Origin of the sequence: Bradyrhizobium sp. (genome assembly GCF_035484855.1) — a bacterium.
Taxonomy (GTDB): Bacteria; Pseudomonadota; Alphaproteobacteria; order Rhizobiales; family Xanthobacteraceae; genus Bradyrhizobium.
In genome coordinates this window covers 89,867-105,117 of record NZ_DATHOP010000025.1, presented here as the reverse complement: position 1 = coordinate 105,117, position 15,251 = coordinate 89,867, and the positions used below count along the sequence as shown (strand labels likewise).

The window sequence follows — 15,251 nt, the reverse complement described above, 5'->3', positions numbered from 1 at the left end:
GCCGGGATCGGTCTTCCCGGTCTGGACGCCCTCCTCTTGTTGCTGCAATGATCGAGCAACAAGGCCGAAGGGAATCGGGTGCGACGATGGAATTTCAGCCGGGTGCCGAACAGGGCGAAACCGTCGACGCGGTGCGATTCAAGCTCAGTGCCCAACAACGGCAAATGGTCGACACCGTACGATCCCTGACGCAGGACAAGTTCAAGCCGCGCGCGCTGAAATATCTGGATGGCACGTTTCCCTGGGAGAACCTTAGGGATCTCGCTGAAATCGGCGTTCTCGGCATGGCCGTGCCGGAGGAATATGGCGGGCTTGGTCTGGGCGTTCTCGATACGGCGCTGGTGCTCGAGGAGGTGGCGAAGGGCTGCTATGTCACGGCGATGGCGCTGCTCGGCGAAGTGGGCGTCCAGACCAGGATCATTTCGACTTACGCACCCGAGCCGATCAAGCGGCGCATTCTCCCCGGTGTTTGCACCGGCGAACGCATCCTCGCCATATGCATGACCGAGCCGCATGCCGGCACGGATGTGGCGAATTACCGGACCAACACCGACATCGTCGGCGACAAGCTCGTGCTGAACGGCACGAAGACGCTGATCAGCCGCGTCGATGAGGCGGCGATGTTCGTTGTCTTCACGCGGATCAACAAGCAGCCTGGACGGGAAGGCATCGGCTGCGTGCTGATCGAGCCCGATACATCAGGTTTCCAGTGTACGGCGCGCTACCATACCATGGGCGGCGAGAACCTTGCCGAGATCACTTTCGAGAACTGCGAACTGCCGCTCGAAAATCTGGTCGTGCGGAACGACGGTTTTCGCCGGCTGCTCAGCGCCTTCAACACCCAGCGCTGCCTCAACCCCTCTATCTCGCTCGGTCTTGCCGAGGGGGCGTTCGAGGAAGCGGTGAAATATTGTCGCGACCGCACCGCGTTCAACCGTCCGATCGGCGACTTCCAGGGCATGCGGTGGAAGCTGGCCGAAATGTATCGCGACATCGAGGTGGGCCGTTCCGTGCTCTATCGCGCCTGCGCGACCGCCGACCCCTTTCCCGATCCCCATCAGGCCGCATTGGCGAAAATGTACTGCAACGAGATGGCCATCCGAGTCACCAGCGAAGCCATCCAGGTACACGGCGGCTATGGCTTCACTGACGAATTTCCGGTCTCGCGCTTCTATCGCGGCGCCCGCTACGGCACCCTCGGCGGGGGCACCACGGAGACGCTGAAGGAATTGGTCGGCAAGAAGATCATGGCGGATTTTCCCCATGACGGCTTCCTCGGCATGGGGACCTTTTGAGCGCGGACCGAACGCGCGCATGCCACTCGGTCTCTCGGGGCAGCTTTAGGTCAATCTGCAGAACATAGCTACGCATAGCTCCCCACCTTCGAATCAAAGAGGTTTGGCTTATGGCACCGCCTGCAGAAGCGAGTAACCGACCCAGCCGAAACCAACTGTCGTAGTGGTAAAGCTTGCTAACCTGAAGGTCTTGCGGATCCAGGTGCTGGGAGCCTCGGGGGCGAACGCCCGCAACAGAAACAGACTCGGATTTGTATATCCGCCAATCACAACTAGCCAGCAGGCCTCGGTCGGCAACGGTATCCGAACGGCGTAAAGCGCCAGACATAGTAACGACATCAGAAGCAGATCTATGTGCGCCCTGATTAGTGCACCGTAGTCCTTGATCCGTACCTGGATTGGCGGCACGATTATGAGTTTCGCGAAAGTCGCGATCCACGCCAGCGCCAAGGCAGCGAACAACATACCGACTGCGCCCTTGAGCAGAATGCTCATTCCTTCATTCCCTGCAAGTTTGGAATCCGCGTCCCTGAAATAATGCGACCAGACGGCGCGTGTTCTATGCCGCTGCGACAGCCTCAATCTCGATCAAGAACTCGTCGCCAAACAGCCGGGATACTTCAACGAGTGTGATTGCAGGAGCGGCGGCCGGCGTGGCCGTATGAAAAAACCGATCGCGCGCCTTCCGGTAGCTCGCCAACTGGCCCATATTCCGCATAAATACTGTGAGCTTGACGAGGTTGCGCGCCGTGCAGCCAACCGATGCCAGGGCAACAGAAATGTTCTGGAAGACCTGATCGGCCTGGGCCTCGAGATCCTGTCCGCCGACAAGACCACCATTGCTGTCCAGCGCGGTCTGACCCGTGATGTAGATCAGCCTGGCGTCTCGAATTTCGGCGATTTGGGAGTAACCGAGCGGCGGTGCCAGCGCGGTCGGATTGCTGAAGGTCACATTGTGAGTTCGATCGTTCGCCATTGCTCCACCCTCGGAAAGATGCCGACTTTCAACAAGTATGCTCTATGAGGGGAGGACACGTCCTTGCGATTCATGCTATTTTACTCAGGTCAAACGCAATAATTCGTCCTCTATTACGCAGGACCCGGCTCTCTATGCCAAAACCGACCTTAGACGCCATCGATTGCCGCATCGTCGCTGAATTGCAGGCAGACGCCCGGCTAAGCAATGTGGAGCTTGCCGAGAAGGTTGGGTTGTCGCCGTCCCCATGCTTGCGCAGGGTCAAGCGGCTCGAACGCGACGGTTACATCCAGGGCTACCGGGCCGTGTTGTGCCGTGATCGGGTCGGCCTCGGCTTCTCGGTCTTCATTGGCGTCAAGATCGACGGTCATGCCAATCAACGCGCCCAGACGTTTGAGGAGGCTGTCAGCGCAATGCGAGAAGTAATCGCCTGCCATCTTGTCTCTGGAGAGGCAGACTACCTCTTGGAGGTCGTCGTACCTGACCTGGAGCACTATCAACACTTTCTCGTCGGCAGGCTTCTGAACCTACCGATTGTTCGAGAGGTAAGAAGCAATATTGCCATTCAATCACTTAAAGCAGGGGCGCCATTGCCGCTCGACCATCTACGCAAACGCGCCTGACAGCCGGCCAGTTGCGAGCGATTAGCAAGGTCGAGAAATATTAATTCCCGACCCTTGCAAATGGCCAGCGACGGGAAAGTGCCCGTGGCCGCCGAACATCGGTGAATTCGACGATGAACTGCAACACCGATTCCCTTTAGAGGCGTGGACCTCAGCTCAGACCGCACCCTGCTAACGGTTGCGGCGCACCACTGACCGCCCGCGAGCTTTGCGACGCTGAGCCCAATAACCTCGCTAGATTCCAGCGCCAACCAGAAGAAAAGACGGTGGACCATGAACCAAGGATAGCGTGCGCTAACGGTCGCGTTTGCTCACGGTTGTAGGCAATGGGCAATTCAAACAAACACCGGTGTCGCACATCCGGCAGATCGTAAAGCGGTCCATCTCCGAGGTGTCCTGCCTAGCGAGCACGTCGCGGATCAGTTCTCCCAGTCGCTTTCTTTCCGATGGTGACAAGACGTCCACGAACGATGCGACGGCGGAAATCCGGGAGGTCAGCAAATCCTTTCGGGACGCCGCGCCTTTGGCGGTGAGATGCAAGGCGACCTCCCGGCCGTCCTTCCCAGGCCGGCGTTCAACAAGCCGATCCAAAACCAGCCGGTCCACGAGTCGGACCGTCCCCGAATGCGATAGGCCAAGGATTCGGCGGAGCTTGTCGTTGGTCACCGGGCCATACCCAATGACGATGAGCGCGGCAGGCGTTTCGCCGGCGTGGCCTATGATGTCGCGGGTTCCCTGCTCGATCCGATCCATCACGGCGAGCGAAAGCGCCCCCAGCAAATTCGCGATTTCAGGCTCCATCACCATGGGGTGTATAATATGTGCGGAGCGCACAAAAAACAACTTGACCTAATATGTGCGTTACACACATATTGTGCGAACGATGATCAACGGCAACAGGTGCAGAGATCATCCCCGGATTTGCAGCGAGTGGCCAAAGCGCCGCTTCGTGACTGCGCCTGTCATGCGCGACTAGAACACGAAGAAGCATGGAGAGTAGCGATGACTGCGCCAAGCACTGCATTAACTGCTCCGAAAGCCGCCGACGGCGAACCCGCCCTGAAATACGTGCAGGCCAACGGACTGCGGTTTGGTTACCTCGAACAGGGCAGCGGGCCTCTTGTCATGTTCATGCATGGCTTTCCCGACAACGCTTGGTCGTATCGAAAGCAAATGCAAGTCTTCGCGGATGCGGGATATCGCGCAGTCTCGCCGTTCTTGCGTGGCTATGCGCCGACCGAGATTCCGGCGGATGGCATTTTCGATCCCATCGCGCTGGGCAAGGATCTCGAAGCGCTGATCGCGGCGCTGAGCGACGACGGACAGGCATGTGTCGTTGGCATGGATTGGGGCGGCACGTCGACTTTTCAGGCGCTGGCCGCGGCGCCATCGGCGATCAAGGCCGCCGTGGTCATGAACACCGCGCACCCGATCGCAATTTTGAGCAACAGGAAGGATCCAGAATTCATTCGATCCATCTTCCATGTGTTTTTTTTCCAGATGCCCGGCGCTGACTCGCTGGTCAATATCGAGGGACTTCCATTCGTCGATTATCTCTGGAAGCTGTGGTCACCTACATTCAAGAATGACGAGCATCTCCGTTCGATCAAGGAGACGCTTAGCTCTCCCGGTACCATGACGGCAGCGCTCAAATATTATGGAGGCCTGAGCGATGCGGTACGTACGGGCCGGCTGCCCATGAACGAGATGCATACGCCAACGCTGACGATTTATGGCAGCACTGATCCGACGGCGAGGTACTCGGTAGCGATTGAGCCGCTCTTCAAGGGGCCATATAAAAACATTGTCTTGCCCGATGTCGGGCACTTCCCGCACCTCGAACGCGACGCCGAAGTCACCGGTCTGATCATGGACTGGTTCAAGACGCACGCCCCTAACTGAACGCCTATAGCGAAAATCTGGATAGCGCCGCCCGAAAACGGCGTTGGCTACAACATCTTCCCGGGATTTTGAGAACACCCTTCGTCACCATGAGGGAAAAGAACATTCGTTCTATGCCGCGCAGCATTGACGTTAGAAGTTGCCGCTCGAATGCTCCTGGACCAACGGAAATTCCAATGTCGACCACCACATCCAAGCCATATTCCCCCAAACCATTCAGGATCGCAGTGCCGGACGCGACGCTTGTGGATTTGAAGAAGCGACTGCAAGACGTGCGCTGGCCGGATGAGGTTGCGCCAGGATGGGACTACGGAGTCGATCTGCAGTATCTCAGGTCGTTCGTCGACTATTGGCGCGACGAGTACGACTGGCGCAAGCACGAAGCCGCACTAAATGAGCTCACTCAATACACGGTGGAGATCGACTCGATCAATCTTCATTATATTCACGTCGAGGGCAAGGGCCCCGATCCAATCCCGTTGCTGCTCACGCACGGTTGGCCGAGTTCGTTCGCGGATTTTCGCAAGATCATTCCAATGCTGACGGATCCCGCAAGCTTTGGCGACGATCCGCGTGACGCCTTCACGGTTGTCGCTCCGTCGATGCCGGGGCATGGCTTCTCATTCAGCCCAAATCAGCGTCGCTTCAGCATTCCGGAGATCAGCGATACCTTTGCGAAGTTGATGGTCGATGTCTTGGGGTACAGGACCTTCGGCTCTCAGGGCGGAGACTGGGGAGCGTTCGTGAGCTCGCGGCTCGCGTATGCGTATCCGCAGAACGTGCGCGGCATCCAGATATCTCTACTCACGATCCCGCGCGAACGGCCAGCGGTTGATACTCCGACGCAAGAGGAGAACGAGTTCTTCGATCAGCTTGCGGACTGGCTGAAGGAAGAAACAGGGTACATCCAGATCATGGGCACCAAGCCGCAGACGCTGGCCTATGCGCTCTCCGACTCGCCGGTGGGACTTGCCGCATGGATTCTGGAAAAGTTTCGTTCCTGGACCGATTGCGACGGCGACGCCGACGCCTGGCTTGGCCGCGATGTGCTCGCAACCAACATCATGTTGTATTGGGCGACGGGTGCGATCGGATCGAGCTTCTGGCCTTACTATGCGCGGCACCACGGGCCTTGGATGGTGCCGCCGGGCGAGCGCATCCATGTCCCTTGCGGTTACGCGGAGTTTCCGAAGGAATTCCTGCGGCCGCCACGGTCGCTCGCGGAGCGCATGTATGGGAACATCACCCGCTGGACGAAGATGGAGCGTGGTGGACATTTTCCCGCCTTGGAGCAGCCGGAGGAACTGGCCAAGGAAATTCGCGCATTTTTCCGAACGGTCCGCTGAAAATGGGCATTCACCGTTCTTCTTGATACGTGGCTTCCAAGGATGACCATGCTGGATCCAGTGAATACTCCCCGACGCCTCATAAGCGGTTGCCCTAGAACCATGGGCAAGCTGACCGGGGTAAAGCCGCCGCTGCGTAAGAACCGCGTGTCAGAATCGCGTCAGAATCGCAGGGAGAAAAGCTAGGGGAATCAAAGGCGTTTCTGGTCGGGGCAGCTGGATTCGAACCAACGACCTGCAGTACCCAAAACTGCCGCGCTACCAGGCTGCGCTATACCCCGATTTATCCAAGGAAACCGTGTCGATACACGCTTCAGGAGCCGCCAGCAAGGCGAGCTCCGGCGGCCTGCCTCATTTGCCGTTGAACAGGGGATGGCCGACCCGGTCGCCGGGCTCGATGCCGTATTTCTTCGCCGTGCCTGCGATCACTTCCAGCACCCCCTTGGCGAGCCCGCCCGAGGGAATGATCCGGGTCGACATCGGCTCGGTGTTTTCGGCGATCCGCAGGATGCGGCCGTCGGCGCGGATGAAGATCATGTCGAGCGAGATGTAGGTGTTCTTCATCCACATCGATACTTCCTGCTCCGGCGAGAAGTCGAACAGCATGCCCTTGCCGTCCGCCAGTTCCTTCCGGAACATCAGGCCCTTCTCTTTCTCTTCCTCGGTGGTGGCCATCTCGACCGAGAACACCTGCACGCCGTTCTTGGTGACGATCTCGAGCGGCTGGACGGTCGCCGCTCGGGCGGCAGGCGCGGCGGCGGCGAGGATGAGCGCGAGAAAAATTCCGAAACAAATCCACGGCCGCGCGGGCGCACGACGCCGGCCAACACCCCGATCACACTTCATGGACAACGCTACCCGAGCCGGTTGAGAGAATTTTGGGCGACCCTAGCCCGAGGATCATGGCGAATACCAGACCGCAGCCCCGTCCGCACGGTCATTTTATGAGCCGCGCCGACCGTTTCCGGCAGGATTTGCGGGATCAGTGTGACGACAGACCGGGCGAGCCGCTCTCGGGCTGGATTTCGGCGGCCATCATGCCCTTGGAGCCGGGCCCGAACCGCACCAGCACAAACTGTCCCGGGCGAAGTTCCGTCATGCCGAATCGGCGCAGGGTTTCCATGTGGACGAAAATGTCGGGCGTCCCCTCCCCGCAGGTCAGGAAGCCGAAGCCGCGGAGACGGTTGAACCACTTGACCTGCGCCCGCTCCAGCCCGGAGGTCGGGGTGACGCTGACATGGGTCCGGGGCGGCAGCATCTGCGCCGGATGGATCGCGGTCGATTCGTCCATCGAGAGGATGCGGAACGCCTGGTAGCCCTTGGCGCGCTGCACGCATTCGACCACCAGACGCGCGCCCTCATAGGCGGTCTGGTAGCCGTCGCGCCTCAGCACGGTGACGTGCAGAAGCACGTCGGGCCAGCCATTGTCGGGCACGATGAAGCCGTAGCCCTTTGATGCGTCGAACCATTTTATGACGCCGGAGATTTCGACGAGGTTGGCGGCGGTATCGCCGAGACCTGAAATTGCGTCGATCGCCGGATCACGTTCGGCAGCGCCCGCAAAATCACCCGGCCCAAGCCGGTTCGGCCCCGCCCCGCTGGGCGGGCCCCCGAGCTTCTTGGACTCAAATCCGTCCGACCCCATGACAACGGACCCCACACATCATCTGCGGCCCGCCAACTGGTGCGACGGTGCCGGGAACACGCGCCCATCCCATGACAATTCATGACGACGCCACGCGAATCTCGCGAATCAAAAGATAACACTCCCGCTTGCGGCGCATAGATAAAAAACAAAATTGCCGTGAGCTATGAACAGGCTTGCACAGCTGCGAATCAATTGGGCATCAATTCCCGACGAACGGCCCCAGCGTTTCCCCGATGTCGTGGCGGATCACGAGGTCGGCGATATCGTCCTGGTCGGTGGGCTCGTTGTTGATGATCACCAGCCGCGCGCCGCCATTCTTGGCCATCAGCGGGAAGCCGGCCGCCGGCCACACCACCAGCGAGGACCCGATCGCCAGGAACAGGTCGCAGCGCTGCGCCAGTTCGGTGGCCCGCCGCATCGCCTCCTCCGGCATCGCCTGCCCGAACGAGATGGTGGCGGTCTTGACCGGCTCGTCGCAATCCCGGCAATCCGGGGCGTCGCCGCTGGCCGCAAAGCTCTGCTTGACCCAGGCCAGATCATAGGCGCGGCCGCAGCCGATGCAGCGGGCATAGGTGGTATTACCATGCAGTTCGATCACGTGATCGGCGGCAAAGCCCGAGACCTGATGCAGATTGTCGATATTCTGGGTGATGATGGCGGGCACCTTGCCGGCGCGATAGAGCTGTGCCAGCGCGCGATGGCCGCGCCCGGGCTTGGCGGCGGCGAAGGTTTCTTCCATCGCAAAGCGCCGGCGCCAGGATTCCGCCCGGGCCTCGGGGCTGGCGACAAACTCATCGAACGGGATCGGCCGGTTGCGCGTCCACAATCCCCCGGGTGAGCGGAAGTCGGGAATGCCGCATTCGGTCGAGATGCCGGCGCCGGTGAAGGGTAAAATGGTGGAGGAGGCGGCGATCATGTCGCCGAGCTGCTCCACGCCGCTGCGAAGATCCGATGCGATCATGTCAGGCGATCCCAGGGGGGTTGGCCGCGCCTGTTATAGCACGGCCGGTCGGACCGCAACGTCGATGCGCGCTCGCCCTCGCCGGCGAAAGCCGGGCGGTCTTCGCTAGCCGCCCTCAGGCCGCCTTGGCAACCGGATCCTTGGCCTCGTCGGCTTTCTTCTCGTCGCTCTTCCGCTCGTCGCTCTTTTTTGCTTTCACTGAAGGCGTCGGCTCGGCTTGCGGCTTCTTCGCCGGCTTGCCGTACACTGAGAGTTTTTCGAGCTCGGCTTCCAGTTCGGCCCGCCGCGCCACCACCTTTTCCATCAATATGTCGCCGGCCGTCTCGCGCAACGCCGCCAGTTCCTCGATACCAAGTGCATCCAGATCGATCTTTGCCATGCAGCGCTCCCGTTTGGTTTTGGCTACCGGGAAGGCACCCACGCCACAAGCGCGATGCCGCGTTTATCCGCCTCGAAGCCTGCGTGCCAGGATTTTCCGCTGTCATCACAATCTGGCAATGCCGCCTCCGCATTCGCGCCCCAATCGCGACCGCCAATGGCGGTGGGACAAGAATCAAGAACAAGGGATGGGCATGACCGCAGCAGACAGCGCCACTTCGGAGCGGGAAGAAATCGCAGCCCGCGTCGCCTTCTTCAAGGCCACCCAGGAAAAATTCGAGCGCGAGCGCGCGGAATATTTTGCGGCGACGCTGCAAAGCGCGCGGCATGTCGAAACCCCGCGACGCACCATTGAGACCGTGCCGTTCTGGTCGTAGCGAATACGGATCACCTTCACCGTCGTCCCGGCTTGGAGGCCGGGACGACGGTGGTGGGCTTCTATGCGCCGGCCAGCAAAAAGCCCGGCAGCGAGGCTGCCGGGCTTTTCGTCGCGCTATCACCAGTGGCGATAGTAGCGGTGGCTATAGTAATACGGCCCACCGTAATAGGCGTAGGGACCATAGGCCGGCGCGTAGTAACGCGGCCCGTAATAGCCGTAGCCCGGCCCGTAGTAATAAGGCCCATAGGCGCCGTAGGCGCCTGCGGCGATCGCGCCGGCGGCAAGCCCGAACGCCAATCCGGGGCCGAAGCCGCGCGCCTGAGCCGGCGCCGGTACGGCGATGGTGGTCGCGGCCAAGGCGCCAACCGTCGCCAGAACTGCCAATGTTTTTGTCATGCGCATGTCCTCCATTCAGTACCGCCTTGATAACGCGCGGCGCGTGCCAAGGTTGCGGTGGAACCGGACTGATTGCCTGGCGCTGTGGCAACGCAACCGATCGAGCTTGCAAGTTCCTCCCCGCCCCGCTCGCGACAAAAAAAGAGCGGCTCGTGTGAGCCGCTCCTCGATCGTTTCAGGTGTTGTTGGCTTCGCGCCGTCGATCATTCGCCGCAGGGATGCCGCAGGCCGTCATAGCCGAGATAGGTCCCGGACGCCGGATCGTAAGACCGATACCGCTGTGCGCAATAGGCGGGATCGGCGCCGCCCGACACGACATAACCCGGGCTCGCTACGTAGCCCTGATCCACCGGATAGCCGCCGTCGTAATAAGAATCGTCATAGGCATAGTCCGGGCCGTAGTAGTAGGGGTCATAGCCGTAGCCGAGCGCGCTGCCGGCGGCCAACCCCGCGACGAAGCCGGCGCCCGCGCCGAAGCCGCGATGATCATGATCGCGGAATCCGCCCGGCGCGAACCGCGCACCGCCGCTCACTGCGCCAACGCTTGTGCCGACTCTTGGGCCCATGCTCGCCTGGGCGCCACGGAACGCCGCGGCGCCGCCGCCCATGCGCATTCCGCCGCCGCCAAAATGCGCGCCACCTCCGCCGCCGAAATGCGCGCCGCCGCCTCCGCCGCGTCCGGCCGCGCTGGCCGGGGCTGCAAGGGCTAGCGTCAATGACAAGGCTGTCGCCGCCAAAATTCCGAGTTTCGACATGGCACTTCTCCACAAACAGATATGAGGAGCAGAACATCAGGGTTAACAGATCGTTCCGGATTTCCCGCGCTATTTCAGAGTTGTGATGACGCTTCGCGCGCCAGAAACCCGGAACCGCCACTCACAAAAATATTCCGCCGGAGCGGAACGAAGCGCCGGCGACCGCGTTACGCGATTTGGTAGGATGACATGTGTGAGAGCGTGGCGAGCCCCGTCGGCATACTCAGATGCCGGCGGGACTTTTGGTTTTACCACTGCGCGTGGCAGACCCCTCACCTGCCGGCATTTGCTGCCGCTGTTTTTTCCCGTCGCTATTTTCCGCCCCTCTCCAGCCGTCCGATCTTGCGGTCGAGATGCCAGACTTCGACGTCGCAGCCATCGACAAATTGCCGCGCGGCGCTGATCGCCTCCGCGTCGGTCTCGGCCTCAAGCGGCCGGTACGAGGCGACGCGGTCGTTTCCGTCGATCAGATAGACCCGATAGGTCGGCATGGTGTGCTCCTCCTCCGGGGGAGACAACGTATTGGAACCGCCCCCTTCAGCGCTGGCAGCCATGCGGGAACCGAATGGAACCCGCATCTTCAATGCGGGATCGGCAAAGGCACTCGAAACGATTTCGGGTATGGTCGCTGCTTCGGCTGGAATGCACCCGCCCGGTAGGTGAGTGAATGGAAGTTGATTTTCTGAGAGAACAGGCAGAACGCTGCCGCCGCCTTGCCAGGCACGCCGATCCCTTCACCCAAAGGCGGCTTCTGGATCTCGCGGCGGAATACGAGGCCCGGATGGGAAATCTCGAGGCGCGGCCATCGGCGGCGTCGCAGAAACTGCGGGGGAATGAAGCGTAGCGCCGTTCGATTGGAAACGGGCACTAAGACAAAACTCGTCATGCCCGGCCTTGTGCCGGGTATCCACGTCTTCGCTTCATTCACCCAAGAAAGACGTGGATGGCCGGGACAAGCCCGGCCATGACGATGAGTGGGGCAGGCCCAATACGGATCGAGGATGGTTGCCAGCGACAGCTTTGCCGAGTTCCTGCGCGAGCAGCTGGCGCCGTTCGGCCACATCACCATGCGGCGCATGTTCGGCAAGACCGGCGTCTTCTGCGACGCCGTGATGTTCGGCATGGTGACGGACAACACACTCTATTTCCGGGTCGATGACGAGAACCGGGAGACTTTCAGGGAAGCCGCTTCCTTCCCGCCTCTCAACTACGCCAAACAGGGCGGCACCATCGACCTATCCTTCTGGCGCGTGCCGGAGCGGCTGTTCGACGAACCCGACGAACTCATCGCCTGGGCGCGCGCCGCGCTGGCGGCGGCGCGGCGGGTCGCGGCGAAGCGCGAACGGACCGCGCCAGGACGCAAATCGAAGCCGCGGCCGCACAGCTTGTCATGAACCATTAAGCAAGCCGCTGCGAATAGGAGTTCGCCTGGGAACACCTCGGACCCCTGATGCTTGCCCCATGCTCGCTTGCCGCGGGCGGGGAAAATCTCATGAACGCATGGAGCGACTATCTCAGGGGCCAGGCGGTCATTGCCGACCGGCACTCAAAGGCGATGACCGCAGCGGACACGATCAAGGAGTTCGCCGACATTGCCGAGAGTTTTCGGCAAGACGCCGACGCCGAGGACAAGAACCCTACCTGCAAACATTGATCTTCGATGCTTTTTTGGACCGTTCGCGCGAGCGAGACATCGCCGCGCGCCGGGCCGTGGCCTGCGCTGGCCGGAGAGCAGCCATTCAGGAACGAAGGCCCATCCGCCGAATTATTGGGGCCATGCAGTGGATCGAAGCCCTCATCAACATCTCGGCACTGGCTGGATTTATCGGCGTTGCAAATGCGTGGCCGGTGGATGAGCGGACCCGCCGCTGAGATTCGGCGCGCGGTAGAGCCATCTCAAATCCGCCATTCCAGATCGGATCGATGTCCAGCGCATTGCCGTAGTCATTGGTTTTTGATGATCCGGGCATCTGACCGGCCTGCACCTTCCCGCAATTTGCTGCTATGGAGTGGCCCGTCATGTTCAAACGGGCGGAAATCCCTCAGAAGGACAACAAACCATGCGTTATCTCCACACCATGCTGCGCGTGCGCAATCTCGATGCCGCGCTGAAATTCTACCACGATGCGCTGGGCCTGAAGGAAGTCCGCCGCGTCGACAACGACAAGGCAAAATTCACGCTGGTGTTTCTGTGCGCGCCGGAGGACGAGGGCCTGTTCAAGGCGGCGCCGACCAACCGCGGCGCGCCGCTGGTCGAGCTCACCTATAACTGGGACGAGGAGAAATACGGCGAGGACCGCTATTTCGGCCACCTCGCCTATGAGGTCGACGACATCTATGCGACCTGCGCGAAGCTGATGAAGATGGGCGTCACCATCAACCGGCCGCCGCGCGACGGCAACATGGCCTTCGTGCGCTCGCCCGACCTGCATTCGATCGAATTGCTGCAGAAGGGCGAGCCGAAGCCGCCGGCGGAGCCGTGGAGCTCGATGCCGAACACCGGGCATTGGTGAGGGCTAGCGCCGGTGCGATCGCTTCTCCCTCTCCCCGCTCTTTCGCGGGGAGAGGGTGGGGTGAGGGGCTCTCTCAGCGAGCGCGACTCGTGGAGAGTCCCCCTCACCCGCCCGGCTTCGCTGCGCTTCGCCGGACGACCTCTCGCCACATCCGCCTTCACTAAGGCTTCGGCGGACAGGCGCGGGGCGAGGTGAATCGGGGCCGCGCCCAAAATATTCGTTCATATTCGATGAACCTTTTGCCCTCAGACTAGACGGAATAGCTGAGGATTCGCATGACCCAGGCCCAGCACTATCAATTCCAGGCCGACCAGGCCAAGCGCCTGGCCCGGCAGGTGACGGACTCCGAGGTGCGCGAGCGGCTGCTGGAAATGGCCGGCGAATACAGCCGCTACGCCGAGCTGATGGAAGCCCGCGAACGGCCGCGCGAGCAGGCCGCCGGCTGATCTCTCGCCGCGCGGATCACGGATAAGAAGTTTTTTCCCACCCGATCGTTGGAACCTCGCCCTGCGCCTCGCGTTTTCTTTCCATCTGAGGAATTGATGGAGGCGAAAATGGGAAAAGGAATTCTGCTTTGGCTGATCGGTGTGCCGATCCCCGTGATCATCCTGTTGTGGCTGTTCTTCGGACGCTGAGATCGAACGATCCGCGGCTTCAGGCGAAATCAGCTCCGCCGGCGGCGGGGCTTTTTTTGCGGCGGCGATGACCGAAATCGATCAGGGGAAGCGCGCATTTTTTCGCAAAGTCCGGTATGACCCGCGGGACGCGGATCAATCGGGAGCGAAACATCGTGCAACTCAAAATCTGGGGCCGGGCCAACTCGGTCAATGTGCAAAAGGTCCTGTGGTGCCTGGCCGAGCTCGATCTTCCCTATGAGCGGATCGACGCCGGCATGGCGTTCGGCAGGAATCACGATCCGGACTATCTCGCGATGAATCCCAACGCGCGGGTGCCGACCTTGGTCGACGGCGATTACGTGCTCTGGGAATCCAATTCAGTGATGCGCTATCTCGCGATGGCCTATGGCAAGGGATCGACGATCTATCCGGAAACCCCGAAGCGCCGCGCCGGCGTCGACCGCTGGCTGGACTGGACGCTGTCGACCGTCCAGCCGGTCGACCGCCCGGTGTTCTGGGCGTTGGTGCGAACTCCCCTCGCGCAGCGCGACATGGTCGCGATCCAGAAGGACGTCGACGCGGAGGCCGTGGTGTGGAAGATCGCCGATGCGCAGCTTGCGACCAGGCGATTCATCGAGGGCGACGATTTTACCCTCGCCGATATCGCGATCGGCGCCTATGCCAGGCGCTGGCTCGGGGTCGAGGGCGTGAGCAAGCCGCGGTTTCCAAATCTCGATCGCTGGTTCGCGCAGTTTGCGGAACGGCCGGGATTTCAAAAGTTCATCGCACCGCCGATGTCGTGATGAGGATTATTTCGTCATGCCCGGGCATAGCCGTCCGAAGGACGGCGTCGCTACCGCTCGCCTATGCGCGGGCATCCACGTCTTGACCGTAGCAAAAAGAAAAACGTGGATGGCCGGGACAAGCCCGGCCATGACGAAAACTGAACTACCTTACGAACTTGACCCCGGCCGAGGTGCCCCGGCGCCAGACCACTTCGCAATTGCGCCCGGTGCGGGCGTCGCGCGAGAACGCCAGCCGCAATTTGCCCGGCAGCGTATTGGGATCGTCGATGGTGATCTTGGCGCCGGATGAGGACATGTCCCTGACCACGCAGGGGCGCACGGCGAAGCCGCCTTCGAGGGTGATCCAACCGGGTTGCTGGAGCGATTTGCGCGCTTCCCGCTTTTTTGCTGCCGCCATCAAATCTGCTCCTGAGGGTTAATCAGTACCTCCGGAGGCGCTAATAAACCGTTGCAGGCCATCGCTATTCTGCCCGGTCCGGCGGGCGTCGGAGGCGGCCCGCGGCCGCCGTCAAAAGGCGATTTTCCGGTGGCTTGCCCACCTGCGCAAACGCCACTATACGTTCGCCCGCCTCCACCGGGACCGGCTTTGCGGGTCCCGGTTCGGTGCGGCGGAATCGAAAGCCTCAAGGCATTGATCTGCCGGACGTATCTGCTTG

General features: G+C 61.2%; 22 protein-coding genes and 1 tRNA gene. 10 read left to right on the top strand and 13 right to left on the bottom strand.

The features are described from left to right. Positions 1–86 precede the first annotated feature (86 nt). Positions 87–1,295 (top strand): acyl-CoA dehydrogenase family protein, encoded by a 1,209-nt coding sequence (locus tag VK804_RS02575; RefSeq protein WP_325367494.1) that lies wholly within the window; start codon positions 87–89, stop codon positions 1,293–1,295. A gap of 108 nt (positions 1,296–1,403) precedes the next feature. Here VK804_RS02575 and VK804_RS02570 read toward each other — a convergent pair whose 3' ends face one another. Next, positions 1,404–1,790, bottom strand: a complete 387-nt coding sequence (locus VK804_RS02570) for a hypothetical protein (protein ID WP_325367492.1) — start codon at positions 1,788–1,790, stop codon at positions 1,404–1,406. 64 nt (positions 1,791–1,854) lie between these two features. Next, positions 1,855–2,271 carry a RidA family protein gene (locus VK804_RS02565; protein ID WP_325367490.1) on the bottom strand — a complete coding sequence of 139 codons (417 nt, stop codon included), beginning with the start codon at positions 2,269–2,271 and terminating at the stop codon, positions 1,855–1,857. Positions 2,272–2,405: 134 nt separating this feature from the next. Here VK804_RS02565 and VK804_RS02560 point away from each other — a divergent pair, with 134 nt between their 5' ends. Then, the gene (locus VK804_RS02560) at positions 2,406–2,894 is read left to right on the top strand and encodes an Lrp/AsnC family transcriptional regulator (protein WP_325367488.1); all 489 of its coding nucleotides are present in this window, start codon (positions 2,406–2,408) and stop codon (positions 2,892–2,894) included. A gap of 294 nt (positions 2,895–3,188) precedes the next feature. Here the strand turns inward: VK804_RS02560 and VK804_RS02555 are convergent, their stop codons facing one another. Next, positions 3,189–3,701, bottom strand: a complete 513-nt coding sequence (locus tag VK804_RS02555) for a MarR family winged helix-turn-helix transcriptional regulator (protein WP_325367486.1) — start codon at positions 3,699–3,701, stop codon at positions 3,189–3,191. A gap of 195 nt (positions 3,702–3,896) precedes the next feature. Between VK804_RS02555 and VK804_RS02550 the strand changes: the two genes are divergently transcribed. Beyond that, entirely contained in the window at positions 3,897–4,796 is a 900-nt protein-coding gene (locus VK804_RS02550) for an alpha/beta hydrolase (protein ID WP_325367484.1), read from the top strand. 176 nt (positions 4,797–4,972) lie between these two features. Further along, positions 4,973–6,142, top strand: coding sequence for an epoxide hydrolase (locus VK804_RS02545; RefSeq protein ID WP_325367482.1), 1,170 nt, complete (start codon positions 4,973–4,975; stop codon positions 6,140–6,142). Between the two features lie 204 nt (positions 6,143–6,346). On the opposite strand, the gene VK804_RS02540 is transcribed toward VK804_RS02545, so the two are convergent. The 5 genes from VK804_RS02540 to VK804_RS02520 all read right to left on the bottom strand — a co-directional run bounded on the left by VK804_RS02540 (position 6,347) and on the right by VK804_RS02520 (position 9,130). After that, positions 6,347–6,423, bottom strand: a tRNA-Pro gene (locus VK804_RS02540). 70 nt (positions 6,424–6,493) lie between these two features. After that, a complete protein-coding gene (locus VK804_RS02535) occupies positions 6,494–6,988 on the bottom strand; it encodes a DUF192 domain-containing protein (RefSeq protein ID WP_325367480.1) in 495 nt (164 codons plus the stop codon). A gap of 136 nt (positions 6,989–7,124) precedes the next feature. Then, entirely contained in the window at positions 7,125–7,787 is a 663-nt protein-coding gene (locus VK804_RS02530) for a cold-shock protein (RefSeq protein WP_325367601.1), read from the bottom strand. A 202-nt stretch (positions 7,788–7,989) separates the two neighbouring features. Beyond that, positions 7,990–8,751: an SIR2 family NAD-dependent protein deacylase gene (locus VK804_RS02525; RefSeq protein WP_325367478.1), complete on the bottom strand. Its 762-nt coding sequence runs from the start codon at positions 8,749–8,751 to the stop codon at positions 7,990–7,992. Positions 8,752–8,866: 115 nt separating this feature from the next. Beyond that, entirely contained in the window at positions 8,867–9,130 is a 264-nt protein-coding gene (locus VK804_RS02520) for a hypothetical protein (protein WP_325367476.1), read from the bottom strand. Positions 9,131–9,323: 193 nt separating this feature from the next. Here VK804_RS02520 and VK804_RS02515 point away from each other — a divergent pair, with 193 nt between their 5' ends. Beyond that, the gene (locus VK804_RS02515) at positions 9,324–9,506 is read left to right on the top strand and encodes a hypothetical protein (protein WP_325367474.1); all 183 of its coding nucleotides are present in this window, start codon (positions 9,324–9,326) and stop codon (positions 9,504–9,506) included. 119 nt (positions 9,507–9,625) lie between these two features. On the opposite strand, the gene VK804_RS02510 is transcribed toward VK804_RS02515, so the two are convergent. The 4 genes from VK804_RS02510 to VK804_RS02495 all read right to left on the bottom strand — a co-directional run bounded on the left by VK804_RS02510 (position 9,626) and on the right by VK804_RS02495 (position 11,545). Then, positions 9,626–9,904, bottom strand: coding sequence for a hypothetical protein (locus VK804_RS02510; protein ID WP_325367472.1), 279 nt, complete (start codon positions 9,902–9,904; stop codon positions 9,626–9,628). Between the two features lie 203 nt (positions 9,905–10,107). After that, positions 10,108–10,659: a BA14K family protein gene (locus tag VK804_RS02505; protein ID WP_325367470.1), complete on the bottom strand. Its 552-nt coding sequence runs from the start codon at positions 10,657–10,659 to the stop codon at positions 10,108–10,110. A gap of 311 nt (positions 10,660–10,970) precedes the next feature. Then, positions 10,971–11,150, bottom strand: coding sequence for a hypothetical protein (locus VK804_RS02500; protein ID WP_325367468.1), 180 nt, complete (start codon positions 11,148–11,150; stop codon positions 10,971–10,973). An 89-nt stretch (positions 11,151–11,239) separates the two neighbouring features. Then, on the bottom strand, positions 11,240–11,545 hold the full coding sequence (locus tag VK804_RS02495; RefSeq protein WP_325367466.1) for a hypothetical protein: 306 nt from the start codon (positions 11,543–11,545) through the stop codon (positions 11,240–11,242). 115 nt (positions 11,546–11,660) lie between these two features. On the opposite strand from VK804_RS02495, the gene VK804_RS02490 reads away from it, so the two are divergent. The 5 genes from VK804_RS02490 (at position 11,661) to VK804_RS02470 (ending at position 14,592) form a co-directional block, all read left to right on the top strand. Next, positions 11,661–12,053, top strand: coding sequence for a TfoX/Sxy family protein (locus VK804_RS02490; RefSeq protein ID WP_325367464.1), 393 nt, complete (start codon positions 11,661–11,663; stop codon positions 12,051–12,053). A gap of 98 nt (positions 12,054–12,151) precedes the next feature. Further along, positions 12,152–12,313, top strand: coding sequence for a hypothetical protein (locus VK804_RS02485; protein ID WP_325367462.1), 162 nt, complete (start codon positions 12,152–12,154; stop codon positions 12,311–12,313). 406 nt (positions 12,314–12,719) lie between these two features. Continuing rightward, a complete protein-coding gene (locus tag VK804_RS02480) occupies positions 12,720–13,172 on the top strand; it encodes a VOC family protein (RefSeq protein WP_325367460.1) in 453 nt (150 codons plus the stop codon). Between the two features lie 275 nt (positions 13,173–13,447). Further along, the gene (locus tag VK804_RS02475) at positions 13,448–13,618 is read left to right on the top strand and encodes a hypothetical protein (RefSeq protein ID WP_325367458.1); all 171 of its coding nucleotides are present in this window, start codon (positions 13,448–13,450) and stop codon (positions 13,616–13,618) included. Positions 13,619–13,923: 305 nt separating this feature from the next. Then, on the top strand, positions 13,924–14,592 hold the full coding sequence (locus VK804_RS02470) for a glutathione S-transferase family protein (protein WP_414642698.1): 669 nt from the start codon (positions 13,924–13,926) through the stop codon (positions 14,590–14,592). A 145-nt stretch (positions 14,593–14,737) separates the two neighbouring features. On the opposite strand, the gene VK804_RS02465 is transcribed toward VK804_RS02470, so the two are convergent. Continuing rightward, the gene (locus VK804_RS02465) at positions 14,738–14,992 is read right to left on the bottom strand and encodes a PilZ domain-containing protein (protein WP_325367454.1); all 255 of its coding nucleotides are present in this window, start codon (positions 14,990–14,992) and stop codon (positions 14,738–14,740) included. Positions 14,993–15,251 lie beyond the last annotated feature (259 nt).